Genomic DNA, 25,604 nt, shown 5'->3' on the forward strand with positions numbered 1-25,604 from the left:
AACAGAAGAGGCGGTCTACGTTTTTCAAGCGTCGTAACAGGAAAATAACCGATGTCTTCAATGGACATTCAGCCCTTGCTCGAAGAATTGCTCCTGGCTCGCGGCCCCGGCGGGCAGGAAGACGAGGTTCGGGAAATATGCCTCAGGGAGCTGGGCAAGCACTGCGATGAGATATCTGTCGACGAGGCAGGCAATGTCAGGGGCCTGATCAAGGCTACCGCTGATTCTTTGCAAGCGCCCATCAGGGTCATGGCTCACCTTGATGAAATTGCCATGATCGTGAAGAAAGTAAGGCACGACGGTAATCTGGAGGTCGTAGCATTGGGCGGTGCCCAGCCCATCTGCTTCGGCGTTTGTCCGGTAGACATACTCGGCGATACCCAATACCTGCCCGGCGTACTGTCTTATGGCTCCATGCACAACAGTGGTGGTTCGGCGCAGGGGCGCGATGTTCTTTCAGGGGCTGTGAAGTGGAGCGATGTCCATGTCATCACCCGGTGTTCGCCGCAGGAACTGGCCGATGCCGGTGTCCGGCCCGGCATACGCGTTGTACTCAGTCGCCACTGGCGTCAGCCGTTCCAAGTGAAAGATTCAGTCGCTGCTCACTTCCTCGATGACAGGGCGCCCTTGGCGGCAGTGATCACAACAGCACAGCACCTGAAAAACCGCAGGCATGAGCTCAAGCAAGACGTTTGGTTCGTCTGCACGACGCTTGAGGAGGAATCCAACGCCGGTGCGCTATATGCCGCTGCCCGCGTGCCGGGGGATACCACCATTGCTGTAGAGGTGGGGCCGGTCCTGGACGAGTACGGAACGGTTTTATCGGCAGACCCGATCATCAATACCGGGGACCAGAAGGGCTATTACACCCGCTCTGTCGTGGACGCCCTGATCAAGGCAGCACAGCGCTCGGGGTATGACCCACAAGTTGCCCTTCTGGTGGATTTCGCCTCCGACGCCAGTGCCATCATGAGTGCTGGAGTGGCGGCGCGAGTGGGGTGCATCGCCATTCCAACGGAAAATACCCATGGCTTTGAAATGGTGCTCCATGAAGGAATCATTGCGTGTGCGGCGACACTCACTGAATACCTGGTACGGGGTACGTGAAAGTACTTCCTAAACAGCCGGCCGCCGCATCGCCAGAATGGCCGCACCGAAACCGATGAACGTCGAGCCGACGAGCCTGCTGATCCACACGGAAAACGTGGGCCGTTTCAGCACGCCTTTGGCCTGGGCCGCGATGGCGGCATACAGGCTCAAGGAAACCAGCGACAAGCCTGCGAATATCGAGGTAAGAATCAGGAACTGCGGCAGCAGTGCGGCGCTCTGGTCGATGAATTGCGGGAACAGGGCGGTGAAGAACATCGTCGCCTTGGGGTTGGTGATGGCTGTCAGGAAGGCCGACTTGTACAGCTTTGAACGCGATGGCTTGCTGGTTTTGCCATCGGCTTGCACATCCTGCGCGAGTATCGGGCTCTTTTTGAACAGCTGCCTGGCGCCCAGGTAGAACAGATAACCCGTCCCGAGGACTTTCACGGCGTTGAACAGCCATTCGGAGCTGGCGAGCAACGCGCCCAGCCCCAGCATCGCGGCGGCCGACAAGCAGAACAGCCCGCTGGCGTTGCCCACCGACGACCACACCGCGTAGCGCGGCCCGTAGGCCAGGCTGTTATTGATCGCCATCAAGGTGGCAGGTCCGGGACTGGCAATGGCGATTGCCGCGACCAGGGTAAAGGCGAAAATTGAGTGCAGTTCCATTGATCACATTCGCGACTGATTGACGATATCTGCATCCTACAGGAGAACCTGGGGTTGTCTGAATACAGCCGCCACAACGTTTCTATCGGTGCAGCCACGCTCGGGGTGTTCATCAGTGGTTCGCGACCCTGCTGGGACCTTGTCTTGAGCGCTGAGTCGTTGGGGTGGCTTTGATGCTACAGTCCGGCCTTTGCTGGGGGAGGGCGTGTCATGCGGACCGTAGTAATGGCTTTGGCGATGGCGTTGCTGGGTGGATGCGCCACGGCCAACGAAACCTTTGGCATGGGCCAGCTCTGTGGCCGCCATCCTTACTGCGGTGCGGCGACCGATATCGAGATCATCAAGGCCTCGACGAATGACCACGACGTGTATTCACGCGCGCTGGCACCGTTTGCCGTCGTCGACCTTCCTTTCAGCATCGTCGCCGATACGCTGATCCTGCCCTATACGATTTTTCATATGAGGCCTGCCGAGGAGTAGGTGTATCGCCTCGACGGGTTGAATCCGTGGGGCAGCAATGCGGCATTATCGATCGTTCCCACGCTCCTGCGTGGGAACGTCGCCAGGGACGCCCCGCGTTCCGCTTCTGGAAGGTGACGCAGAGCGTCACGGGATGCATGCCCACGCAGAGCGTGGGAACGATCAATGCCGCTGTTTTTTTAAGCGCGGCTCCCGCCCACGTTTCGCCAGGCACGTTTTTGTCGATGCTGGCAGTTGTCGTGATGGTTTCAATGGCCTGGTATGCAATGGTCGCAATTGCGCTTTCACAGCCGAGGATTGCTTGCGCCTATCAATGTAGGAAAAAAGCTATTGATCGACTGTGTGGTGGTTTGATCTTGTCTCTGGGGGTTCGCCAGCTGGTTTAGCGAGTAGCCGTTGCTGGCGCAAGCCTTCGTTGCCTGCCGCGTCGCAGCTGGTCTTGCGGGGATAAAAGTGCTCACGTCAGGTTGTCGGCAATGAGCCTCACCCTGTGGCAATCGGCCGGTCCGAGTTTCTGACCGCTTGAGGAACGAACATCCATCGGCATGAGGGCCTGCCCGGACGTGTTGTCCAACAGCACCGAACGCGTTTCTCCCGGCTCGAACAGGAAGCGTTCGCCCCACTGTCGCAGGCTGACCACGACCGGAAAGATCGCCCGGCCTTTGTCCGTCAGGACGTACTCCTTGTAAGCGCTTCCATCTGAGGCGGGGCGAACGTCGAACACACCGACCTCGACCAACGCTTTGAGTCGCGAAGCCAGAATGTTCTTGGCCACGCCCAGGCTCTTCTGAAATTCGCTGAAGCGGCGAATGTCGTCGAATGCATCACGGATGATCATGAGCGACCAGCGATCGCCAATCACGTCCAGTGTCCTGGCTACCGGGCATTCGCTGTTTTGCGGTGAAGCGTTTTCCATTTTATTGACCTTCTGAAAAAGGATCGCAAGTCCGGTCGATGTGCGTGGTTGCAATTTGAAACCTGATCGGGTGACAATCCAGTCAGGTTTTTAATTGAAACCAGTTTAGCGCCAAGGAGACGCGCATGACAGCAGATGTCGACTGTTTCACCCAGCAGCCTTCGGGCAATCACCCTGGTGGGGGCGAGTGCTCCCGTGTAGGAGCTGTCGAGCGAAGCGAGGCTGCGATCTTTCCCCAGGCACATGAACCCCAAGGGAAAGATCAAAAGATCGCAGCCTTCGGCAGCTCCTACAGGGGGGCAACGGGTTCTTTGAATGAACAGCATCACCCAGGGCTCTCGCCGGCGCTCACGTTATTGTTTTCCGTGACCTGCGCACTGGCCGTCGCCAATGTCTACTTTGCCCAGCCCTTGCTCGCCTCGATGGCCGAGAGCCTGGGCGTCGCGTCAGGATTGATCGGGGTGGTGGTCACGGCCACCCAGGTGGGTTACGCGCTGGGGTTGCTGTTCATCGTCCCGCTGGGGGACAGGGTCAACCGTAAACGACTGGTTTTCGCGCAATTGATGTTGTCCGCGCTTGTGCTGGCGGCCGTTGGTGCAGCCCAGCATTGGTTGGCTTTGCTGGGTGCGATGATCGTGATGGGCTTGCTGGCGGTGGTTGTCCAAGTGCTGGTGGCCTATGCTGCCGTGCTGTCCTCGCCCTCCCAGCGGGGGCAGGCCGTGGGAACCGTCACCAGTGGCGTTGTCCTGGGTATTCTCCTGGCCCGGTTTACCTCTGGAGTGATTGCCGATCTGGCGGGCTGGCGCGGGGTTTATTTCGTTTCCGCGGGATTGATGCTGACCATTGCTGCGGTGTTCTGGGCAGTGGTGCCTGCCGCCGTGTCGCCACCTGACCGGCAGCCTTACCTGGCACTCATCCGGTCACTGTTCAAGCTGTTCATGACCGAGCCGGTGCTACGGACCCGGGGGCTGCTGGCCTTGCTGATCTTTGCCGCGTTTTCGGTGTTATGGACCGCCATGGTGCTGCCGTTGAGCGCCGCGCCGCTGTCGCTTTCACACACGGCCATCGGCCTGTTTGGCCTGGCCGGCGTCGCCGGGGCCCTGGCAGCCAGAAGGGCCGGTCGTTGGGCCGATCAAGGTTTTGGGCAGCGTGTCACGGGCTGGTCGTTGGGACTCCTGACGCTCTCCTGGCTGCCCATCACGTTTACCGAGACCTCCCTGATCGCACTGGTGTGCGGCGTGGTGTTGCTCGACTTCGCGGTGCAAGCCGTGCATGTCACCAACCAGAGCTTGATCTTCGCTGCCCGGCCCGACGCCCAAAGTCGCATGGTTGGCGCTTATATGTGCTTCTACTCGGCGGGCAGCGCGCTGGGTGCGGCGGCCGCGACCCAGGCCTATGCGCTGTGGGGCTGGATGGCGGTCAGCCTGCTAGGCGCCTTGATCAGCTTCGCCGCGTTGGCGGTGTGGAGGCTCTCGCTTCATTGCGGCCACTGCTCAAGCAGGATCGAGACAAACTTCTCCGCAGCTGGGGAGAGCGATGCGCCCCGGCGGTAGACCAGGCCCAGCGAGCGGTTTACCACCGGCTCGATCAGCGGCACGCTGACCAGCGTTGGGTGATCCCCGGCCGGCATCGCCAGGCTGGGCATCGCCGACACGCCGAGGCCAGCCTCGACCAATCCCAGCGACGTCGACAAGTGCTGCACTTCGTAAAACCATTGCGGACGCCAGCTCAGGCCCGACAGCGCGTGGTCCAGCAGCATGCGGTTGCCGCTCAGGCGACCGACGCCGATCAGCCGATAATCACTGAGTTCCGACCAGGTAACCGCACTGCGTTCAGCCAGTTCATGATCGCGCCGGCAGGCCAGCACAAAGGGTTCGTTGACCAGGGGCACGAACTCGATGTCCGGGTGCTGGCCGCTCATCATGTTGATGCCGAAGTCGGCTTCGCCGCGCAGTACCGCTTCGAGCCCTTCGTTGGCGCTGAGGTCGAGCAGGCGGATGCGGATTTTCGGGTAGCGCTCGTTATAGAGGCGAATCACCGAAGGCAGGAAATAGAAGGCGGCCGTAGGAATGCACGCCAAGGTCACCCGGCCGATCTGTCGCTCCGCCAACTCGCGGATGTTGAGAATCGAGTCGTCGAAATCATCCAGCAGGCGCCGCGCCTTGGGCAGGAAATCACGCCCGACACTCGTCAGGCTGACCTTGCGGGTCGTGCGATCGAGCAACGCGGTTCCCAGGCCTTCCTCGAGTTTTTTCATCCGTCGGCTCAAGGCTGGTTGCGACAGATGCAGCGCGTCGGCGGCTTCGTGGAAGCTGCCGAGTTCGGCGATTTTCACGAAAGATCGTATGTCCTGGAGCTCATATTCCATGTGCTACCTCACTGGAGAAGGGCAGTGCGCGATGGCAATTAGCGTAGAACAATTCATTTGTGAAACGCAATAATCGCTCTGATCTTTGCATTGGAAACACTTTTAAAACCCTGACACTCTTGTTTCCAGAGCATCAATTATCCAGATTGATCAACAAGAGTTAGTGATCATGCAGCGAATTCCTTGTGTGCTAATGCGCGGCGGTACGTCCAAAGGCCCGGTATTTCTTGCCTGGGATCTGCCGGTCGCCATCGCCGAACGTGATGAGCTGCTGCTCAACCTGATGGGCTCCGGCCATGAGTTGGAAATCGACGGCATCGGTGGCGGCAGTCCACAAACCAGCAAAGTGGCGATCGTCAGCCCATCGCTGCACCCTGACGCGGATGTTGATTATTTGTTTGTCCAGGTCATGGTTTCCCAGCGTCGGGTCGATACCGCCCCCAACTGCGGCAACATGCTCTGCGCCGTCGGCCCGTTCGCTATCGAGCAGGGCCTGGTCAAGCCTACCGGCGACCTGACCCGGGTGCGTATTCGCAACCTCAATACCGGGACTTTCGTGAATTCCGAAGTGCAAACCCCGGAAGGCAAAGTCAGCTATGAAGGCGACACCGCCATCGATGGCGTGCCTGGCACAGCGGCTCCGGTGCAACTGACCTTTCTCGATGCGGCGGGCAGCAAGACAGGGAAGCTCTTTCCCACCGGACAACCCCAGGACCTGATCGACGGCATCCCGGTGACCTGCATCGACATGGCGATGCCGATGGTGATCGTTCAAGCCAGTCAGCTTGGCAAGCGCGGCGATGAAAGCCCCGCTGAGCTGGACGCCGATAAAGCCTTCCTGCAGCGCCTGGAGTCCCTGCGGCTGAAAGCCGGCCTGGCAATGGGCTTGGGTGATGTCAGTGACAAGGTCATTCCCAAACCGGTGCTGGTGTCTCCGGCCAAGTCTGGCGGGACGGTCCAGGTGCGTTATTTCATGCCGCACAACTGTCATCGCGCTTTGGCGATTACCGGCTCCATCGGGTTGGCGACGGCTTGCGTGACCAACGGCAGCGTCGTCGCACAGTTGCTCGGTACCGTCAGTGAGCCGCGTTTGCAGCAAGTTCGCATCGAGCACCCCAGCGGCGGTATCGATGTGGTGTTGTCCTACACCGGCGAAAAGGGTGAGACCATTCGTGCTTCGGTGGTACGCACCGCCCGCCGACTTTTCTCTGGTTTCGTCTACGCCACGGTTTCCCAGCGCCTGGCTGGATAGTCCAGGCAGACCTCGTCATCGCATCAGCTACTCAATAACAACAAGAGATCTGACATATGCTCGCTTTACTTGGCTTGGCCATGGTGGTGGTCTTCACCTTCCTGATAATGACCAAACGGTTGTCACCGATCGTCGCCCTGACGGTGGTGCCCATCGTCTTTGCCGTGCTCGGCGGCTTTGGCGGGACCACCGGCAAGATGATGTTGGACGGCCTGAAAATGGTCGCGCCGTCGGCGGCGCTGCTGTTGTTCGCGATCCTGTTTTTCGGCCTGATGATCGACGCCGGTCTGTTCGACCCGCTGATCCGCAAGATCCTCAAGCGGGTCAATGGCGACCCGATGAAGATCGCCGTGGGTACGGCGCTGCTGTCGCTGTTGGTGGCGCTGGACGGTGACGGCACGACGACTTACATGATCACCTGTGCCGCGATGCTGCCGCTGTATAAACGCATCGGCATGAATCCGATGATCCTGGCGACTGTTTCCATGCTCTCCTTGAGCATCATGAGCGGCATGACCCCTTGGGGCGGCCCGGCGACCCGCGCGATCGCAGCATTGGGCCTGGATGCCGGTGAGTATTTCGTGCCGTTGCTGCCGACCATGATCGGCGGTGCGATGTGGGTGGTGTTCACGGCGTTCCTGCTGGGCCGTGCCGAGCGCAAGCGCATCGGCAACGTCCAACTGCAAAGCGGTGGCGGTAATTGCTACATCAACGCGATCATGGAAGACACGCCACACAAGCGCCCGAAACTGGCCTACGTCAACCTGCTGCTGGTGGTCGCGGTGATGGTCGCACTGGTGATGGGGCTCATGCACTCGGCGATCCTGTTCCTGATCGGTTTCGTCCTGGCGCTGATGATCAACTATCCGCAACTGGATATTCAGAAGGAGCGCATTCTCGCCCATTCGGGCAACGCCATGACCGTGGTCCTGCTGGTGTTTGCCGCGGGCATCTTCGCCGGGATCTTCTCCGGGACGAAAATGGTCGATGCGTTGGCACAGACCCTGGTCGACTGGATTCCGCCTTCCTGGGGCCATCTGTTCCCGCTGGTGGTGGCGATTACCAGCATGCCGTTGACCTTTGTGCTGTCCAACGATGCCTACTACTTCGGTGTCGTGCCAATCCTGGCCAACGCCGCTGCCGCCTATGGCATTGATCCGGTCGAAATTGCCCGGGCGTCCATTCTCGGCCAGCCGGTGCACCTGATGAGCCCGCTGGTGGCCTCGACCCTGTTGCTGGTGGGCATGGTCGACCGCGACCTGGGCGACTTCCAGAAAGCCACCGTCAAATGGGCGGTGCTCACCTCCCTGGTGATTACCGCACTGGCCCTGCTGACCGGGGCGCTGACGCTGTTTTCCTGATTCACCCGACAACCTTGGTTTCTTGCCTGACACGCCCCCGCAAGTGGGGGTGTGCCGGCCTGCACGTCCAATAACAACAACGAGTAGCTCGACATGACCATTTTGCTTACCCGCGGGGCTTTGTTTCCAATCCTTGGGCTGTTGCCCCTGGCCACGGCCAGCGCCGAAGGTTTCATCGACGACAGCAAGCTCAAGCTGCAATTGCGCAACGTCTACTTCAACGAAAATTTTCGCGACGAGCACGGTATGAGCGCACGGGCGGCGAGGACCGCCAAGAGTGAACGCACCGAATGGGCCCAGGGCTTCCTGCTGGATTACCAATCGGGTTTTACGCCGGGCACCATCGGCTTCGGGGTCGATGCCCTGGGCCTGCTCGGGGTCAAGCTCGACTCCGGGCGTGGTCGCAGCGGCACCGGCCTGCTGCCGGTGCATGACGACGGTCGCGCCGCCGACGAGTTTGCCAGCGCAGGGATGACCGCCAAGGCCCGGGTGGCCAAGACCACGCTCAAATACGGCACCTTGCTGCCCAAGACCCCGGTATTGGTCTACAACGATGCGCGGCTGTTGCCCCAGACTTACCAGGGCACCCAGATCAGCAGCACTGACATCGACAACCTCACCGTCACCGGCGGGCATCTGGAGCGTTTCAAGCTGCGCGATTCGAGCGACAGCATGCCCATCGTGCCCGATGGCTACGGTGGCGATAAGTCCGGTGACTTCAGCTATGCCGGTGCCGACTACAAGTTGGGCAAAAACATCCGTCTGAGTTACTTCTATGGCGAGCTGGAGAATTTCTATCGACAGAATTTTGCCGGTATCCAGCATGATCTTCCCTTGGGCGCCGGGGTACTGACCAGCGACCTGCGCTACTTCAACAGTGTCGATTCGGGTTCGGCCTATGGTGGCAAGATCGACAACGACATGCTCAGTGGGCTGCTGTCCTACGCCGTTGTCGGCCACACACTGAGCGCAGGCTACCAGACCCTCAGTGGCGAGGCGGGCCTGCCTTATGTCAGCGGCGCCACGGTGTACTCCTTCAGCAACGTCGGGATCGGCAAGTTCATCGAGGAAGACGAGAAGACCTGGATGCTCGGGTACGGCTACGACTTCGCTCGCCTCGGTGTGCCCGGCCTGACATTTTCCACCCGCTACCTGAGCGGCAACGACGGCAAGTCCAATACTACGGTCAAAGAGTGGGAGCGCGACGCAGAGATCGCCTACGTGGTGCAGCAGGGTACGTTCAAGGGGCTGGGGGTGAAGTTGCGCAACTACGTCTATCGCTCGGACTTTTCCCGTGGCCGTGACAGCAACCGGATCTATTTCACCTACGATATCGCGCTTTGGTAGATCATGCTGTTCGCCTAAGAAAAAACGATGGACCTGTGGCCAGAGATTGCTCCCGCTCGGCTCTGTAGGAGCTGGCGAAGCCTGCGATCTTTTGATCTTTCGCTTGAGATTCAAGTGTCTGGGGAAAGATCGCAGCCTCGTTGCACTCGACAGCTCGCTCCCTCGCCACGGCTTTCTCAGTGGCCTCGGTTTCATCACGGTGGCCCGGTTCGATTCTTTGCGACATCATGGCGGCAATTTTCTTTGAGGCAATGCCCGTCGAGGCCGCTGTGGATCGCAACCGAGACCGACGTAACAACCTTTCCCTGGATGGCCTGAATTTTTTCCTCGCGGATGTACGCGATGGGCTGGGTCCTTACCTGGCGATCTACCTGCTGGCGGTGCATCGCTGGGACCCGGCCAGCATTGGCGTGGTAATGACCGTGGCGGCGATGGCCGGGCTCGTTGCCCAGGCGCCTGCCGGAGCGCTGATCGACCGGGTGCGCAGCAAACGTGCCGTGGTGGCTGTGGCTGCCTTGATGGTGACGCTGGGTTGCCTGGTGCTACCGTTCACGTCTTCCTTCGGCCTGGTGGCGCTGACCCAGGCGCTCGGCGCTGTGGCGGCATCGGTCTTTGCGCCGGCTATTGCGGCCATTTCCCTGGGCATTACCGGCGCCCGCGCCTTTACGCGGCGCACCGGGCGCAACGAGACATTCAACCACGCGGGCAATGCCTGCGCAGCGCTGCTGGCGGGTGGGTTCGCCTGGCTGTTCGGTCCCATTGCGGTGTTCTACCTGATGGCCGCGATGGCATTGGCCAGCATCGTGGCGGTCAGTTGCGTATCCGCCGAGGCCATTGACCATGACGTGGCCCGTGGCCTGGAGGCCGGTCAGTCGGTGCAGGGCCCGGCGCCCCCGGCGCTGCGCGTGTTGCTGGATAACCGCACGCTGCTGTTGTTCGCCATTTGCTGCGGGCTGTTTCACCTGGCGAACGCGGCGATGCTCCCGCTGGTCAGCCAGAAGCTCGCCCAGGCCAATGCCCACCTGGCCACGCCACTGACGTCGGCCTGTATCGTCGCGGCGCAACTGGTCATGGTGCCCATGGCGTGGCTGGTCGGCGTCAAGGCCGATGCCTGGGGACGCAAGCCGTTGTTGCTGGCCGGCTTCCTGATCCTGCCCATTCGAGGGGTGTTGTACGTGCTCTCGGACGACCCCTATTGGTTGGTGGCGGTGCAGTTGCTCGATGGGGATCGGTGCCGGGCTGTTTGGCGCGCTGTTTCCCTTGGTGGTCAAGGACCTGACCCAGGGCACCGGACGTTTCAATGTCAGCCTCGGGGTGCTGTCGACGGTGTTCGGATTCGGCGCGGCGTTGAGTAACAGCCTGGCCGGCTTTGTGGTGCAAGGGGCTGGCTACAGCGCGGCGTTCCTGACCCTGGCGGCGATTGCTGCGTTGGCGTTCGGTCTGTCGCTGGCGATGCCCGAAACGTTCCGGCCAAGCCGCGTTCCACAGGCCGACACGCTTACGGTCGCTGACGGCGGGGTCGCCTGAGCCTGCGTATCACCTATGTGTGAGCGAGCTTGCTCGCGATGGCGACCGGCAATCAGAGCCTGGGTACCGGCCGTTCCACGACACTCCAATAGGACGAGGTGTCGATGAGGCTCAAAACGCGCCCTTGGTCCATGTCCTGGTTCAGCACGCCTCGTATCAAATCACCGGCTAACCAGCTCGCCGTATTAGCTGCCAATACTCGACCTTCGGCATTGAGCAACAGCGCTTCATTGCTGACTCTCATCAGGCTGCGCACGAGCAAGGGTTCCAACGAGTGCAGGGAGATGTCGGCGGCTGCAACGCCAATGAAGCGATCATCGAAAAAAATCGGCACGGAGAAGGCAACGATGTACTGCTCGGTGCCATACAAGTCGACAAAAGGCCCGTCTATGGAGGGCTGGCGAGTCTGCTGCGGACGGGTGTACCAAGGCATGTGCAGGTAATCGTAGAAACGATCGCTGCGGCTATCGAGATTCAGCTGCAAAGGCTGGATTTGTTCGTTCTGGGTCCGGCACCACCATTGCAGGTGCATCTCGCAATCTTCCAGCTCACCAGGGGCGAAGACCACGCCAGCGCCATGAAACTTGAGACTCTCGGAGTCAAGGATCTGCCGGACGCCAGCCAACAATGGCTTGAGGTCGCGTTGATTGGGGTGCCTGGTCTTGCACCGTTGCCGTTCCCAAATGCTCGATACCTGGGCGCCCAGGTCGTTGAGACCCTTGAAGACGTTACCAATGGAAGCGTTGATCAACGTTGCGCATTGGGATAACCCATTTGCTGAAATTTCGTTATCCATGGCTCTAACTCATGCCTCGGAAGGGACAGTGCGGTGTTTGCTGGCGACACGGACAGGCTGTCGGGCGGTGTTTGGAGTCAGTTGTTGAGCAAGTTCTGTTCCAGTCATCAGGCATCTTGCGCCATCTGCTGCAAGCGTATGGCGGTCAAACGCCGGACGCCGCGAGCAACATGGGCTTCGGCCAGTGCCCCCGCCAGATTGGCATCGTTCGCAATGATGGCCTCCAGAATCGCCCGGTGTTCCCGCTCGATCACTTGGGGATCCGGTTGCTCATCAAATGGCAACCATAACAACTCCCCCAGTTCCGCCTGCAAGCGGGCCTCGCTGTGGGTCAGCCGTACCGACTGCGACGCCACGGCAATTTCGATGTGGAACCTGGCGTCGGCACGTCGGCGCTCCAGACGTTCTTGTGCCTTGGCCAGCGCATCGATGTAGCCACCCAGCCGCGCATGTTGCTCAGGGCCGGCGCGTTGGGCTGCCAAGCGGGCGGCGGCGCCTGAAATGGCTGCGTGCTCGTCGGCCAGGTCACGCAATTCAAGCGTGCTCATTTCACGCAATTGATCGAACAACGCCTGATCGGTGGTTTGTGGGGCGGCGCAGATAAAGCTGCCGCCGTTGCGTCCACGCCGGGTTTCGATGACCCCGCGCTCTCGCAAGGCAGCCAACGCATCGCGCAGGGTGACCGTGGCGACGCCGAGTTGGGTGGCCAGGGTACTTTCGCTGGGGAGCTGTTCACCTTCGACCAGCAACCCCAGGTCAATCATTTCAACCAGGCGGCGGGTGACGGATTCCGTTTTCCCTTCCTGACTGAGGCGTATGAGGCTTGATGTAGGGCTCATGGTCGTTTCATTCATTGGCGGCGTCCTCGACGCCGGGACTAAAAAAATTCTATTTCATAGTTCAAAGGCATTTTCAGGGGCCGTTGGGGCGGAATTCTAGGGATGAAAAGGCGTTGAAGTCAAAAAAACCTGGCTGAATTTGGATTTCATGGGGTTCTCATGGATTAAAAGATATGGTTCCATATGTTTAAGCGAGCCGAGATCGCATTCATCCGAACCCAGGAGCACTTCAATCATGAGTCACTTGACCCGAGCAGAGTGGGAAGCCAGAGCCAAGGCGCTGGACATCGAGGGCCGTGCCTTTATCGACGGGCGATACAGGCCTGCCAGTTCAGGCGCTACCTTTGAATGCGTGAGTCCTGTGGACGGGCGATTGCTGGGCCTGGTTGCAAGTTGCGATGCCGCGGACGCCGAGCTGGCCGTGACCAGCGCACGGGCGGCATTCGACTCCGGCGTTTGGTCGCGTCAGGCACCGGCAGTGCGCAAGGCGGTCATGCTGCGTTTTTCCGACCTCTTGCAGTCTCACGCCGAAGAGCTGGCACTGCTGGAAACGCTGGACATGGGCAAACCGATCGCCGACTCGCTGGCGGTCGACCTGCCCGGCGCCATCGATAGCATTCGCTGGTGCGGGGAGGCCATCGACAAGATCTACGATGAGGTGGCCGCGACGGCGGTAGATCAGCTCGGGCTGGTGACGCGGGAGCCGGTCGGGGTGGTCGCTGCCATCGTGCCGTGGAATTTCCCGTTGATGATGGCTTCGTGGAAATTGGGGCCGGCATTGGCGACCGGCAACTCGGTGATTCTCAAGCCTTCAGAGCGTTCGCCGCTGACGGCTATTCGTATCGCACAGCTTGCCCTGGAAGCAGGATTGCCGGTCGGTGTGCTCAATGTGCTACCAGGCTATGGACACACGGTGGGCAAGGCCCTGGCCTTGCACGGTGACGTTGATGCGCTGGCGTTTACCGGTTCCACCCGAGTGGCCAAGCAACTTCTCGTGTATGCGGGCGAGTCGAACATGAAGCGGGTTTGGCTGGAGGCGGGGGGAAAGAGCCCGAACATTGTCTTCGCAGATGCCCCTGATCTACAGGCAGCCGCCGAAGCGGCAGCGGCCGCCATTGCTTTCAACCAGGGCGAGGTGTGCACCGCCGGTTCACGTTTGCTCGTCCAGGCTTCCATCAAGGCGCACTTCGTGCCGATGGTGGTCGAGGCTATGAAAGGCTGGAAGCCAGGCCATCCGCTGGATCCCGACACCAATGTCGGTGCGCTGGTGGACGCGCGCCACCTGGAAGGGGTGTTGCAACACATTCGGCAAGGACAGGATCAAGGCGCCCAGTTGTTGCTGGGAGGGCGCGTGGCATTGGAGGAAACCGGCGGCAGCTACGTGGAGCCGACACTGTTCGACAATGTCAGCAACTCGATGACAATTGCCCGGGAAGAGATTTTCGGCCCGGTGCTGTCGGTGATCGAATTCGACGAAGCCGAGGATGCGGTGCGCATCGCCAACGACACGCCTTACGGGCTGGCTGCAGCCGTCTGGACGGCCAACCTGTCGCGCGCCCATACCATGGCCCGCGCACTTCGCGCCGGAAGTGTCTGGGTCAACCTGTATGACGGCGGCGACATGATGGCGCCGTTCGGTGGCTACAAGCAGTCCGGTAATGGCCGCGACAAATCCCTGCATGCCTTCGATAAATACACCGAGATCAAGGCCACCTGGATACAGCTCTGAGGCATTTCTGGTGAACCACGTTACGGGTGGAATGGTTCTGCCTGCTTGACGCTTACTCAACGAATTCCTTTTTGAAGGATGGCGCAATGAACAGCTCAATAAGCTCCACGGCAGCCGTGGACCAGGACGCGGAGCAACTCCGTGCCCTCGGGTACACCTCGAGTTTCGAACGTAGCATGAGCCTGTGGCAGAACTTTGCCCTCGGGTTCACCTACCTGTCGCCGGTAGTCGGCGTCTACACATTGTTCGGCCTGTGCCTGGCAACGGGCGGGCCGCCCATGTTCTGGTCCTACCTGCTGGTGGGGTTAGGGCAAATGCTGGTGTGCCTGATTTTTTGCGAAGTGGTGTCCCAATATCCCATCTCCGGCGGTGTCTATCCGTGGGCCCGTCGCCTGGTGGGGAAAAAATGGGCCTGGATGGTCGGCTGGATCTACGCCATCTCCCTGTGCGTGACCATTGCTGCCGTAGCTCTGGGCGCCGGTCCCTACATTGCCAACCTGCTGGGTTTCGAGCCGTCGCCGGTCACCAATACCTTGGTCGCGCTGGTCCTGACCGCTACTGCGACGGTCTTGAACCTGAGCGGCACCAAGCTGCTGGCGCGGGTGGCTATGTTCGGCTTTCTGTGTGAGCTGGTCGGGGCGTTATTGATCGGCGGCTATTTGCTGATTTTTGAGCGTCACCAGTCCTTGAGCGTGTTGTTCGACACGTTCGATATCTCCATCGATGGGGAGTACTGGCCGGCCTTCCTGGCCGCATCACTGGCCGGGATGTTCCTTTACTACGGTTTTGAAGCGTGCGGCGATGTGGCCGAGGAAACGCCCAATCCCAGCCGCCAAGTCCCCAAGGCCATGCGAATGACGATCTGGATCGGCGGTGCCGCGTCGATCTTTGCCGCCCTGGCCTTGATCCTGGCCGTGCCTGATATTGCCGCCGTTGTTTCCGGCCAGGACAAGGACCCCATGGCCACGATATTCGGCGCGGCGTTCGGTCCGGTCATGTCGCGGGTGGTCATGGCGGTGATCACGGTTTCGTTCGTTTCCTGTGTGCTGAGCTTGCAGGCATCCGCCAGCCGCTTGTTGTATGCCTACGCCCGAGACGAGATGCTCATGGGCAGTGGCGTGCTGAAGAAAATCTCCCCGGCCACCCATGTGCCGACCGCCGCCCTGATGGTCTGCGGGGTGCTGCCGGCGATCATCGTGTGTGTCGGTTTCTATCTTCAGAACGCCATCGCGCTGGTGGTGAGTTTTGCCGCCATCGGTATCTACCTGGCATTCCAGATGATCGTCGGGGGTGTGATGTACGCCCGTCTCCGGGGCTGGACACCCAATGGCCAGTTCACCTTGGGACGTTGGGGCTGGCCGGTGAACATCGCTGCGCTCTGCTATGGCTTGTTCGCCATCGTCAATATGTCCTGGCCGCGTATGCCAGACGCGCCGTGGTATGTGAACTACGGCATCGTGTTGGTTGGCGCCATCGTGATCTTCGTCGGCCTCGTCTACATGGTCCTGTTTCGCCCCTACGAGAAAGGTACCGCCCCGGCTTCCGATGCCTGGAAAAAAACCTAAGCGACATGACGGCCTGCCGCCGGGCGCGGCAGGCAAATCCTCTGATGAGAAAAGGGTGAACGCTATGACGTCTCGAATCCATTCGATGCTGTTTGGGTTGCTCCTGATTCTGGCCAGCCATGGGGTTCTGGCAGCCAGTCAAAACGATACCCTGGGTGTGATCCATGACTATATGAAAGCTTGGAACGCTCGCGATGCGGAGGCTGCGGCGAAGTACTTCACCGAGGACGGCGAGTTCCTCGACGCCTCGGTGGGGACACCGCAGGTCGGCCGGGAAAATGCCAAGACCCAGGTGATCGAAGTGTTCATGCACGCAGTGCCGGATCTGCAATGGACGATGCTGGGCGAGCCGATCGTCAACGGTGAAAGCATTGCCTTCGAATGGGAATTCAAGGGACACAATACCGGGCCTTGGAGCACCGAGACGCCGGCCACCCAGCGCCCCCTCAGCTTCAAGGGGGTGAGTTTCATCCGGCTCAAGGAGGGCAAGATTATCACGCAGCACGACTACTATGACGCCCTGGGTTTCAACAAGCAGCTCGGCTGGTAGATCAATGTTCCCGCCGCGAGAGCTGTAGCAACAAACCAGGCTCGGCTCTCCTGGCAGAGAGCGTCCAGCCGTTTTCCAGCAGGTTCTTCAACAAGGTGAAGAGGGCGCTGCGATCCGCCTGCCATGGGTCAGCAGAGGCAGCGTTCTGCACCAGTACCAGGCGTACCTCGGCGGCTTCGGCCATGCGCTGCAAATAGTCGCTGGCTTCCCTTGCGACATCGGCCAGTTCGACTTCGGCAAACAGGTAGTTCTGGGCCTCACTGGCTTCGGTGAGGAGCAGCAGTTGCTGGACTTGACGGGTCATGTGAGCGACATCGTTGAGCAGCGCGTTGCGATCGTGGCTGTCCATCAATTCGATTTGTGCGCGTATCAGCGCCAGCGGTGTCTTGAGTTCGTGCGCCGCGGTCGCCAGAAACTCCTGCTGGGTCCGGTAGCCATTTTCCAGGCGCTGGAGGACCCGATTGAAACTGTCCACCAGTGGCACGACTTCGGACGGTACGCTGCTGACCTGCAAACGGTTATCTGTCGAAAGCCAGAGATTGCTCCCGCTCGGCTGCGGTAGGAGCTGTGTAGGAGCTGTCGAGTGCAACGAGGCTGCGATCTTGTCCCAGACAATTGAGTCGCAAGCGAAAGATCAAAATCAAAAGATCGCAGGCTTCGCCAGCTCCTACAGCAGCGGGAGCAAGCTCTGACCACGGGTCTGTGCTCAAACGATATCGTCGATCAGGATGTGGGGCTGTCCGCGGCTGCATCGTTCGAGCCGCGCCTCGACCTTGTAGACCTGGCGAAGCATCGACTCGGTAATCACCTCGGCGCTCGGGCCGCTGCCCTGGGCGGTGCCGTCGGCAATCACCAACACCTGGTCGGCGAAGCGCAGCGCCTGGTTCAGGTCATGGATGGCGATGAACACAATGACTTCGCGCTTGCGCGCCAGGGCACGCATGAAGCCCAGCACCTGGACCTGCCGGTGCATGTCCAGGGCGCTGGTCGGTTCATCCATCAACAGGATTTCCGGCTCGCGCACCAGGGTCTGGGCGATCGACACCAACTGCTGCTGTCCACCGCTGAGTTCACCGAGGTTGCGAAACGACAATTCGGTGATGCCCAGTGCGGCGAGAATGTCATCCACCAACTTCAGTTCATCGTCATGGACGACCCAGCCCGGCGTGAGCTGCTTGCGCGCCAGCAGGACCGATTCGTACACCGTCAACCGCGCGCTGGCGTTCAAGCCCTGGGGCATGTAGCTGATGCCCTGCGGTCCCTTTTTCGAGCCCTGCAAGACGATCTGTCCGGGGCCTTCAATCAATCCGGCCATCCGTTTGAACAAGGTGGATTTGCCCGCTGCGTTGGGGCCGACCACCGCCACCACCTGGCCGCCGACAAAGGCTGCCGTGGTCACACCGTGAATGATCGTGCGCTGGCCGTAGCGGGCACCGAGGTTCTCCAGCTGGATCGTTACCATGAGTTTTTCTTCCCGCCGAGAATCAAGGAAATGAAGAAGGGCACGCCGATCAGCGACGTGACCACGCCGATGGGGAAAATGGCGCCCGGGATCAGGGTTTTGCTGATCACCGAACTGGCGGACAGAATCAATGCGCCGGTCAACAACGATGCTGGCAGGAAGAACCGCTGGTCTTCACCGATCAGCATTCGCGCGATGTGCGGGCCGACCAGGCCGATGAAGCCGATGGTGCCGACAAACGCCACCGGGAACGAGGCCAGCAGGCTGACCATGATCAGCGTCTGGAAGCGCAGGCTGCGCACGTTGATGCCGAAACTCGCGGCCTTGTCATCCCCCAGGCGCAGCGCGGTCAAGGCCCAGGCGCGTCGGGCGAAAATCGGCAGGGTGACCAGGATCACCAGGCAGATCACCCCGAGCTTGGGCCAGGTGGCTTTGGTCAGGCTGCCCATCGTCCAGAACACTACGGCGGCCACGGCTTGTTCGGTGGCGAAGAATTGCACCAGTGCCAACAGCGCGTTGAAGGTGAACACCAGGGCGATGCCGAGCAGCACGATGGTCTCGGCGCTGACACCGCGGCGCAGGCTCAGGAAGTGGATCAGCAAGGCCGACAACATGGCCATGATGAACGCGTTCACCGGCACCATGTACTGTGCCGCCAGTGGAAACAAGGCGACGCCAAACGCCAGTCCCATGGCCGCACCGAAACTGGCGGCGGCGGAAATGCCCAGGGTGAACGGGCTGGCCAGCGGGTTGTTGAGGATCGTCTGCATCTGCGCGCCGGCCAGCGACAACGCGGCGCCGACCGCAACGGCCATCAGCGCCACGGGCAAACGGATATCCCACATCACCACGCGGACCTGGGGCGATGCGCTGTCTGGCGAAAACAACGCGCCCAGCACTTCGTCGAGGCTGTAGCGCGCCGGCCCGAGGGCCAGGTCCAGCAGGACGCTGCAGATCAGCAGCAGCGCGAGCCCACCGAGGATGAGGCGCTTGCGCAGCACCAGGCGTCGGTAGGTGTCACGTTGAACCACCAAGGCTTCGTTCAGCGAGCTCATGGCGTGACCTCTGCCGGGCGCAGGCTGACGGCGTAGCCCGGCTCATAAGGTACCGGCAAGAACTGCTCATGCAATTGGCGGAACGCGGCATCCGGATCCAGGTCGGCAAACAACGTCGGGTGAAACCATTTGGCCAATTGCTGGATGGCCACGAACTGATAGGGGCTGTTGTAGAACTGGTGCCAAATGGCGTGGAAAGCCTGGTCGTCCTGGGCCTTGATGCCGGCATAGGCCGGTCGCTGGGTGTACCACGCCAGTTTTTTCCTGGCTTGGGCCATGTCCGCACCCGGGCCGACGCCGACCCAATGGCCGCCGGGGGCAAAGGCTTCCCAGTTGGCACTGGTGACCACCACATGGGCCGGGTTGGCGACCACCACTTGCTCGGCATTCAACTGGCCGAACGTGGTGGGGATGATGCCCTTGGCGATGTTGTCGCCACCGGCCATTTCGACGAACAGGCCGAAGTTCTCGTTGCCAAAACTCAGGCAGCAATCATCGGTGTAACCGCCGATGCGTTCGATGAAGACCTTTGGCCGGGCAGGGTGGCGCGCCTCAATGACATCGGTAACGCGGCGAATCTGTTGGTTGCGAAACTCGATGAAGGCCTCGGCACGGGCTTGCTTGCCGAACAGTTGGCCGAACAGGCGCATGGTCGGCTCGGTGTTCTGCATCGGGTTGTTGCGAAAGTCGACGTAGACCACCGGGATGCCCAAGGCGTCGAGCTTTTCGATGTAGCGCGCGTCCTCGGTGGCGTGCTGGGCTTCGATATTGAGGATGATCACATCCGGACGCTGGGAGATTGCCTGCTCGATGTCAAAGGTGCCGTCCTCGAAGCCGCCGAAGGTCGGGATCTTGGCGATGGCGGGAAATGTGCGCAGATAGGCGCCGTAGGTGTCCGGATCGGACTGGATCAGGTCCTTGCGCCAACCGACGATGCGTTCGATGGGGTTTTGTGTGTCCAGCGCCGCGACCAGGTACAGCTGGCGACCTTCGCCGAGGATGACCCGTCGAACGGGAAGATGAACCTTGACCTGGCGCCCGAGCAGGTCGGTCACGCTGCCCAGGGCTGGATCCGCATCGGCGGCAAGCGCAGGGCGTGGCGTCAGCGAAAGAAACGACACTCCGAGCAGCCCGGCGAACAGCAGTGCGACGAACGTGTGAGGGCGGCGAAAAACGGTAACCATGGTTCATGCCTTTACAAAAGCCGGACCGGAAAACGGCGCACGGCGCCGCTCCCGACCGGACGTTTCAGAAATCAACGGTGGCGGACAACAGCAGCGTGCGCGGCGCGCCTTGGGAAAACGCGCCATAGGACGCGACACCTGACCAATACGCGCGGTCGAAGACGTTCTGCACCGTGGCGCGAAAGGTCGTGGGTCGCTCAGCGATGCGTGTGGCGTAGCGGGCACCGACATCGAAGCGGGTCCAGGCATCCAGTGCCTGGGTGTTGGCTTGGTCGACGTATTGGCGGGCGGTGTAGATTGCGCCACTGGTCAGCGTCAGGCCCTCGATGCCCGGGGTGTCCCACTCGGTCCAGAGATTGGCCTGGACCTGCGGGACGCCCACCGGTCTGTTGCCGCGATTGGTGGTCACGCCGGTCTTGGTCAGTTCTCCATCGAGCAGCGTCACGCCGCCGAGCAGGCGTGTGCCCCGGGCAATCTCGCCCGACAGGTTCAGTTCCACGCCACGGTTGCGTTGCTCGCCCTGTACCGAAAACACCCCGGACGATAATTCGCCGCTGGGCTTCTTGATCTGGAACAGCGCCAGGGTGGCCATGAAGCTGTCGTAGTCGACCTTGACCCCGATCTCTTGCTGGCGGGAAATGTATGGTGAGGATATCTCCCCGGCGTTGGTGGCGGCGGACGGCGCGATGTCGCCCTTGCTCAGGCCTTCAACGTAGTTGTAGTACAGCGAGACATGGTCCCAGGGCTTGGCGACGATACCGAGCAGTGGCGTGGTTTTGCTTTGGTCGTAGGACGGGGTGACGACGGCGGTGTTGTAGTTGTCCGACTGGATGTTCTGCTGGCGCAGGCCGAGGGTGACTTGCAGGCGTTCGTCGAGCACTGACAAGGTGTCGGCCAAGGCGATGCCCGACAGTTCGCTCGCGGAGACTTTCGCAGTACGGGGCTCGGCGAGGTTTGGCCTGGGCCGGTCAATCGGCTGGTAGATGTTCGAGAGGATGGCGGGGCCGGAAAGGATGCCCCGAAACAACTCATCGCGATAACGGCTGACTTGCAGCACCGTGCGGTGGCTGACCGGCCCGGTGTCGAAGCCCAGGCGCGCGCCCGCGTCGACGGTGTAGCGCTGGACTTTGAATTTGTAATAACCGGGAACGGATGACGTATCGCCGGCGGCGTTGATGATGGTCGGGGTCTGGTCGGACATGCGTTCGACCTCCGATTTTCCGCCGCCGGCATGAGCAAACAGCGTCAGGTGATCGCTGAGGTCATACTCACCGCCCAGCAACGCCGATGTGTCCCGGGCTTCGGACCGCCCCCAGTCCTGGCTGACGCTGGTGCGCCCGTTGGCGGCGGAGGGAATCTGCACCTTGGAGGCGATCAGAAAGGGCCGTGATGCGGCGTCGAATTTTTCCTTCTGGTTGATCAGGTCCAGGGTGGTGCGCAGGCGATCCCCTTGGTAATCCAAGGAGATGGCGCCGGTGCCGACCGCTCGGGACTGCTTGTCGATGGCCGTGTCTCCCTGTTGGAGGCTGCTGTTGATCCTGATCCCGAACCGGCGTTCGTCACCAAAACGCCGACTGACGTCGAGGTGGCCGCCCAGTTGCGAGTCCATGGCATAACGGCTGGTGAAGCGGGTCAGGTCCTCGTCGAGGGCTCGCTTGGGAACCACGTTGATCACGCCGCCCACGGCGCTGTTGGGTGACATGCCATACAGCAGGGCGCCAGGGCCCTTGACCAGTTCGATACGCTCGGCGTACTCGGTGAATACCCGGTAATTGGACGCCACGCCGTACACACCGTCGAAGGCCAATTCACCGAGATTGCCTTCGCCCACAGGAAAACCTCGGATGAAGAACGAGTCGACAATGCCTCCCGCCTGGCCGGTGGAGCGCACCGAAGAGTCGCGTTCCAGCACGTCGCCCACGGTGACCGCCTGTTGATCCTTGATCATTGTCGAGGTGTAGCTGCTGACGCTGAAAGGCGCGTCCATCACGTCGGTATTGCCCAGCAGGCCAAGGCGTGCGCCGCGGGCGACCTGGCCGTCGGAGTAGGTAGGTGGCAGGCTGGTGTTGCGTCTGCCGATGGCGTCGACGGTGATCGCCGGCAAGGACACCTGGCGCAGCACCAGTGTGTAGCTGCCATCGTCACGCGCAACCATCTCCACACCGCTGTCGGCCAGCAGGCGTGTGAGTGCTTGCGCTGCGGTGTAGGTGCCGGAAAGTCCCGGGCTGACCAGGCCTTCGGTGATCGAGGGCTGGAACGACAGGGCAATGCCGGCGGCCAGCGCAAAGCTCGACAGGGCAGGGCCGAGCGGCCCGGGGGCGATGTCATAGGTTCGGGGGGCGATGGCTTCCAGCTGCACAGGCACGGCGGCCAAGGCGAACGATCCGATGACCGTGCTCAAGGCAAGGCTCAACAGCACACTGCGAATGACGGGCTTGGACGGACGATCCGGACGCAGGGGCCGTGCAACGAGCATGGATGGATGACCCTATGGACGAGATGAAATGGTTATTCCTTTCTTTGCCAGTCGAGATCAAAAAAAGTATCACCTGCGTAGCAACTATTTTCTGTGAGGTCAGGCAGGGGTGAGCGTCAGCCAGTAACCGCTCAAGTGGCCGGTGACGAGAACCGGGTAGGTCTGGAGCAGCATGTTGAGCGTGCGCTGGGTGTCGCTGATAGGAAACGCACCGGAAACACGCAGCTCGGCGATGGCCGGGTCACAGCGCACGAAGCCTCGGCGATAGCGCGCCAACTCGGCGACGAAATCCGCCAGGCGCATCTTGTCGGCCATCAGCATGCCTTGGGTCCAGGCGCTGACGTTGCGGTCTGTTGGGTTCAACGGACCAACGGTCTGTGATGAGAAATCAGTGCGCTGTCCGGCGTTGACGATGATCGGCGCGGCCTGGCGAGCATCGGCCAGTTCAATCCGCACAGCGCCTTCGAGTACCGCCAGATGGGTGCGCGATTGCAGTTCGCGGACGGTGAACCGCGTGCCCAAGGCTTGCATCCGACCCTCGCGGGTGCTGACCAGGAAGGGGCGGGCCTGTGGCGAAGGATCCGGTGCGGTCTGAACCAGGATTTCTCCTTCGCGCACCTGGATGAGCCGCTGGTGGGTGTCGAACAGGACGTCGATGGCCGTGCCGGTATTGAGGGTGATGTGAGAACCGTCGGCCAGGGTCAACTCGCGACGCTCGCCAACGGCGGTGCGGTAGTCGGCGGACCATTGCTGCGATTGCGCCAGCTTCCAGCTGCCCCAACCGGCGGGAACGACTGCCAGCAGCAACGCCAGTTTGCCGAGGGCCGCCCGCCGTTCGGGGCTGCTCGGGCGATCCAGCGCCGACATCGCCAACGAGCGTGGCAAACCGCCGAGCTTGCTTTGCAGCAACTGCGCACGGGACCAAGCCCGGCCACGCTCGGGGCTGCTGACTCTCCAGCACTCCCATTCGGCGCGCTCGCTGTCGCTGAGGTCGCGTTCACTCAAGCGCATCAGCCACTCGGCGGCTTCTTCGAGGACCTTGGGGTCGAGCGGGGGCTCATGACGACGGGTGAGCATTCAGTCCACCAGCATCAGGCACTGCACGAACGCCTGCTTCATGTAGCGTTTGACCGTGATCAGCGAGACGTTCAACTGCTGGGCGATGTCGTCGTATTTCAGGCCGCCGATCTGCGACAGCAGGAATGCCCGTTTGACCGGCGCAGGGAGGGTGTCGAGCATGGCGTCGATTTCGTGCAGGGTTTCCAGCACCAGGAAACGCAACTCGGGGGACGGCACTTCCTGGGCCGGCAAATGCGCGAGTGCCTCCAGATAAGCACGTTCCAATGCCTTGCGTTGATACCAGTTGACGAGGATGCCCTTGGCCACGCAGCTCAGGTAGGCCCTGGGTTGGTCAATGGCCGTGACTTGCGAGGCAAGAATGCGCGCGAAGGTGTCTTGCGCCAGGTCCGCCGCATCCATGGCGTTGCCCAGTTTCTTCTTCAGCGTGGCGTACAGCCAGCCGTGATGACCTGCGTACAGCGCTTCGATCACGCGCAGATGATGGTCGTTGTTCGCGGGCAGGGTTTCGCTCATGGCTGCAGTTTTTTTGCAATTGAGAAGTATTCCCAATGCTAATGGACAACTTGCCCGCGACGCAAGCGGCATTCAACCACCGCTGTTTCAGGTACGCAGCGGGTTCACGGGCCGGTAACGCAACACGATGACAGGGATCAGCGCCAGCACATAGGCCAGGCAAACGAACAGGTAGGTGTATTGCAACCCGTAGACCTGGCTGAGCAATCCACCGATCGAAATGCCCGCGATCGAAGCGAATTGCGTGGTGCCCTGGGCAATGCCCAGCACGTGGCCTTGTCGTGAGCTATCGGCGGATTTCGAGATGAGGGCCATCAGCACTGGCGTGGTGGCACCCAGCAGCACGCCCCAGATAAAGTAGGCAATGACAAATACGATGACATTGCGCGTGACCCCCGCCAGGGCGGTCAGGGCGATACAACCGAGCACGATGTAGAGGATGCGCTGCAAGGTTTGCTGCTGGGTACGGTGCTCGAAATAGCGCGACCAGGCCGTGGCCGACAGAATGAAACCCAGCGCCAGCAAGCCATAGCACAGGCCGACGAGCGAGTTGCTGACCTCGAATACTGCGCTCACATACAAGGCGAATGACGTTTGCGGCAGCATCCGCGCCAACAGCAGAATGCCCATGACGCATAACAACGACAGCAACGGCGATCCTTGCCCGGTGCTGTCGGTACGACTCGTCGCTGCCGGGGCCTGGCTGGCCGGGATTTTCTTCACTGGCGGCACATCCGGCAAAGTCACGGCGGCCACCACTGTGCACACTGCGCACAACGCCGAGGCGGTGAGGTTGATCCAGAAGAACGTGGCGTAGTCGAGGATCAGCCCCCCGACTACTGCGCCGAGCAATGAGCCGACATTGGTGGATATTTGCAGGATCGCGAACAGCCGCGCTCGCCGCGACGGGGCTTCGATACTCACGCCGTAGGCCTGCGCCGGGGCGATGTATCCGGCAAAGGCGCCCTGCAAGAAACGCAGGACCAGAATGATCCAGATATCGCTGCACAGCGCCAGGCCGAGCTGGGTCAGCGACAAGCCTGCCAGGGCGCGGATCATCATCCACTTATGGCCGTAGCGATCACCGATACGGCCCCAAAAGGCGCTGGTCAGCATGATGCCCAGCATCGGCCCGACATACACGGCAATGCTGGCGAAGCTGAAAACCGACTCCGAGGACGTCAGCCCGCGCAGGTGAACCGGCCAGAATGGCCCGCTCATTTCCATCGCGCCCATGGAGATGAGCTGGATCGCGAACAGAAGATAAATCAGGACTCTGACGTTCGAACCCTGGACGACACCGGTGTGGGACATGATCAGCCTCGGTGGTTAAACGCCAGCAAGCG

At 61.0% G+C, this 25,604-nt stretch carries 22 protein-coding genes and 2 pseudogenes; 11 read left to right on the forward strand and 13 right to left on the reverse strand.

Translation table 11 applies throughout. From position 1 onward, the window contains the following. The first annotated feature begins 60 nt into the window (after positions 1 to 60). On the forward strand, positions 61 to 1,107 hold the full coding sequence (locus ASC85_RS01530; protein ID WP_177343153.1) for a M28 family peptidase: 1,047 nt from the start codon (positions 61 to 63) through the stop codon (positions 1,105 to 1,107). A gap of 9 nt (positions 1,108 to 1,116) precedes the next feature. Here the strand turns inward: ASC85_RS01530 and ASC85_RS01535 are convergent, their stop codons facing one another. Then, positions 1,117 to 1,758 (reverse strand): LysE family translocator, encoded by a 642-nt coding sequence (locus tag ASC85_RS01535; protein WP_057447963.1) that lies wholly within the window; start codon positions 1,756 to 1,758, stop codon positions 1,117 to 1,119. 210 nt (positions 1,759 to 1,968) lie between these two features. Between ASC85_RS01535 and ASC85_RS01540 the strand changes: the two genes are divergently transcribed. Both ASC85_RS01540 and ASC85_RS33485 read left to right on the forward strand, forming a co-directional pair. Beyond that, entirely contained in the window at positions 1,969 to 2,238 is a 270-nt protein-coding gene (locus ASC85_RS01540; RefSeq protein ID WP_057447964.1) for a YceK/YidQ family lipoprotein, read from the forward strand. 167 nt (positions 2,239 to 2,405) lie between these two features. Continuing rightward, positions 2,406 to 2,624 (forward strand): annotated as a pseudogene (locus tag ASC85_RS33485) (LysE family translocator); the annotation flags it as partial. A 71-nt stretch (positions 2,625 to 2,695) separates the two neighbouring features. On the opposite strand, the gene ASC85_RS01545 reads toward ASC85_RS33485, so the two are convergent. Next, entirely contained in the window at positions 2,696 to 3,154 is a 459-nt protein-coding gene (locus tag ASC85_RS01545; protein ID WP_057447965.1) for a winged helix-turn-helix transcriptional regulator, read from the reverse strand. A gap of 311 nt (positions 3,155 to 3,465) precedes the next feature. On the opposite strand from ASC85_RS01545, the gene ASC85_RS01550 reads away from it, so the two are divergent. Continuing rightward, positions 3,466 to 4,707: an MFS transporter gene (locus ASC85_RS01550; protein ID WP_156395601.1), complete on the forward strand. Its 1,242-nt coding sequence runs from the start codon at positions 3,466 to 3,468 to the stop codon at positions 4,705 to 4,707. On the opposite strand, the gene ASC85_RS01555 is transcribed toward ASC85_RS01550, so the two are convergent. Next, complete coding sequence (locus ASC85_RS01555) at positions 4,632 to 5,522, reverse strand: LysR family transcriptional regulator (protein WP_003200706.1); 891 nt, start codon at positions 5,520 to 5,522, stop codon at positions 4,632 to 4,634. The genes ASC85_RS01550 and ASC85_RS01555 overlap by 76 nt on opposite strands. A gap of 169 nt (positions 5,523 to 5,691) precedes the next feature. Here ASC85_RS01555 and ASC85_RS01560 point away from each other — a divergent pair, with 169 nt between their 5' ends. The 4 genes and pseudogenes from ASC85_RS01560 to ASC85_RS01580 all read left to right on the forward strand — a co-directional run bounded on the left by ASC85_RS01560 (position 5,692) and on the right by ASC85_RS01580 (position 11,009). After that, positions 5,692 to 6,774 carry a 4-oxalomesaconate tautomerase gene (locus tag ASC85_RS01560; protein ID WP_057447966.1) on the forward strand — a complete coding sequence of 361 codons (1,083 nt, stop codon included), beginning with the start codon at positions 5,692 to 5,694 and terminating at the stop codon, positions 6,772 to 6,774. 56 nt (positions 6,775 to 6,830) lie between these two features. Next, positions 6,831 to 8,135 carry a CitMHS family transporter gene (locus ASC85_RS01565; RefSeq protein WP_057447967.1) on the forward strand — a complete coding sequence of 435 codons (1,305 nt, stop codon included), beginning with the start codon at positions 6,831 to 6,833 and terminating at the stop codon, positions 8,133 to 8,135. Between the two features lie 93 nt (positions 8,136 to 8,228). Continuing rightward, on the forward strand, positions 8,229 to 9,482 hold the full coding sequence (locus ASC85_RS01570) for an OprD family porin (RefSeq protein WP_057447968.1): 1,254 nt from the start codon (positions 8,229 to 8,231) through the stop codon (positions 9,480 to 9,482). A 251-nt stretch (positions 9,483 to 9,733) separates the two neighbouring features. Continuing rightward, positions 9,734 to 11,009: pseudogene (locus ASC85_RS01580) on the forward strand (MFS transporter). A 52-nt stretch (positions 11,010 to 11,061) separates the two neighbouring features. Here the strand turns inward: ASC85_RS01580 and ASC85_RS01585 are convergent. Both ASC85_RS01585 and ASC85_RS01590 read right to left on the reverse strand, forming a co-directional pair. Further along, positions 11,062 to 11,805 (reverse strand): PDC sensor domain-containing protein, encoded by a 744-nt coding sequence (locus tag ASC85_RS01585; protein WP_057447970.1) that lies wholly within the window; start codon positions 11,803 to 11,805, stop codon positions 11,062 to 11,064. 107 nt (positions 11,806 to 11,912) lie between these two features. After that, the gene (locus tag ASC85_RS01590; protein ID WP_013693026.1) at positions 11,913 to 12,644 is read right to left on the reverse strand and encodes a FadR/GntR family transcriptional regulator; all 732 of its coding nucleotides are present in this window, start codon (positions 12,642 to 12,644) and stop codon (positions 11,913 to 11,915) included. A gap of 235 nt (positions 12,645 to 12,879) precedes the next feature. Between ASC85_RS01590 and ASC85_RS01595 the strand changes: the two genes are divergently transcribed. From ASC85_RS01595 to ASC85_RS01605, 3 genes are all read left to right on the forward strand, one after another. Further along, positions 12,880 to 14,373: an aldehyde dehydrogenase gene (locus ASC85_RS01595; protein WP_057447971.1), complete on the forward strand. Its 1,494-nt coding sequence runs from the start codon at positions 12,880 to 12,882 to the stop codon at positions 14,371 to 14,373. A gap of 86 nt (positions 14,374 to 14,459) precedes the next feature. After that, positions 14,460 to 15,938 carry an APC family permease gene (locus tag ASC85_RS01600; RefSeq protein WP_057447972.1) on the forward strand — a complete coding sequence of 493 codons (1,479 nt, stop codon included), beginning with the start codon at positions 14,460 to 14,462 and terminating at the stop codon, positions 15,936 to 15,938. Between the two features lie 64 nt (positions 15,939 to 16,002). Then, a complete protein-coding gene (locus tag ASC85_RS01605; protein ID WP_032833219.1) occupies positions 16,003 to 16,488 on the forward strand; it encodes an ester cyclase in 486 nt (161 codons plus the stop codon). Position 16,489: 1 nt separating this feature from the next. Here the strand turns inward: ASC85_RS01605 and ASC85_RS01610 are convergent, their stop codons facing one another. The 8 genes from ASC85_RS01610 to ASC85_RS01645 form a co-directional block, all read right to left on the reverse strand. Then, complete coding sequence (locus tag ASC85_RS01610) at positions 16,490 to 17,002, reverse strand: sensor histidine kinase (protein ID WP_057447973.1); 513 nt, start codon at positions 17,000 to 17,002, stop codon at positions 16,490 to 16,492. A gap of 192 nt (positions 17,003 to 17,194) precedes the next feature. Next, the gene (locus ASC85_RS01615) at positions 17,195 to 17,950 is read right to left on the reverse strand and encodes an ABC transporter ATP-binding protein (protein ID WP_057447974.1); all 756 of its coding nucleotides are present in this window, start codon (positions 17,948 to 17,950) and stop codon (positions 17,195 to 17,197) included. Continuing rightward, a complete protein-coding gene (locus tag ASC85_RS01620; RefSeq protein WP_053187518.1) occupies positions 17,944 to 19,005 on the reverse strand; it encodes a FecCD family ABC transporter permease in 1,062 nt (353 codons plus the stop codon). The genes ASC85_RS01615 and ASC85_RS01620 overlap by 7 nt, the downstream gene beginning before the upstream one ends. Next, a complete protein-coding gene (locus tag ASC85_RS01625) occupies positions 19,002 to 20,189 on the reverse strand; it encodes an ABC transporter substrate-binding protein (RefSeq protein WP_057447975.1) in 1,188 nt (395 codons plus the stop codon). Before ASC85_RS01625 ends, ASC85_RS01620 begins: the two co-directional genes overlap by 4 nt. 64 nt (positions 20,190 to 20,253) lie before the next feature. Then, positions 20,254 to 22,665: a TonB-dependent receptor gene (locus tag ASC85_RS01630; protein WP_057447976.1), complete on the reverse strand. Its 2,412-nt coding sequence runs from the start codon at positions 22,663 to 22,665 to the stop codon at positions 20,254 to 20,256. Between the two features lie 99 nt (positions 22,666 to 22,764). Next, positions 22,765 to 23,742 (reverse strand): FecR domain-containing protein, encoded by a 978-nt coding sequence (locus ASC85_RS01635; protein WP_057447977.1) that lies wholly within the window; start codon positions 23,740 to 23,742, stop codon positions 22,765 to 22,767. Further along, the gene (locus ASC85_RS01640) at positions 23,743 to 24,258 is read right to left on the reverse strand and encodes a sigma-70 family RNA polymerase sigma factor (RefSeq protein WP_057447978.1); all 516 of its coding nucleotides are present in this window, start codon (positions 24,256 to 24,258) and stop codon (positions 23,743 to 23,745) included. Positions 24,259 to 24,345: 87 nt separating this feature from the next. After that, positions 24,346 to 25,572: an MFS transporter gene (locus ASC85_RS01645; protein WP_057447979.1), complete on the reverse strand. Its 1,227-nt coding sequence runs from the start codon at positions 25,570 to 25,572 to the stop codon at positions 24,346 to 24,348. Between the last annotated feature and the right edge of the window lie 32 nt (positions 25,573 to 25,604).

The sequence above is a fragment of the Pseudomonas sp. Root401 genome, assembly GCF_001425105.1.
Classification (GTDB): Bacteria; Pseudomonadota; Gammaproteobacteria; order Pseudomonadales; family Pseudomonadaceae; genus Aquipseudomonas; species Aquipseudomonas brassicacearum.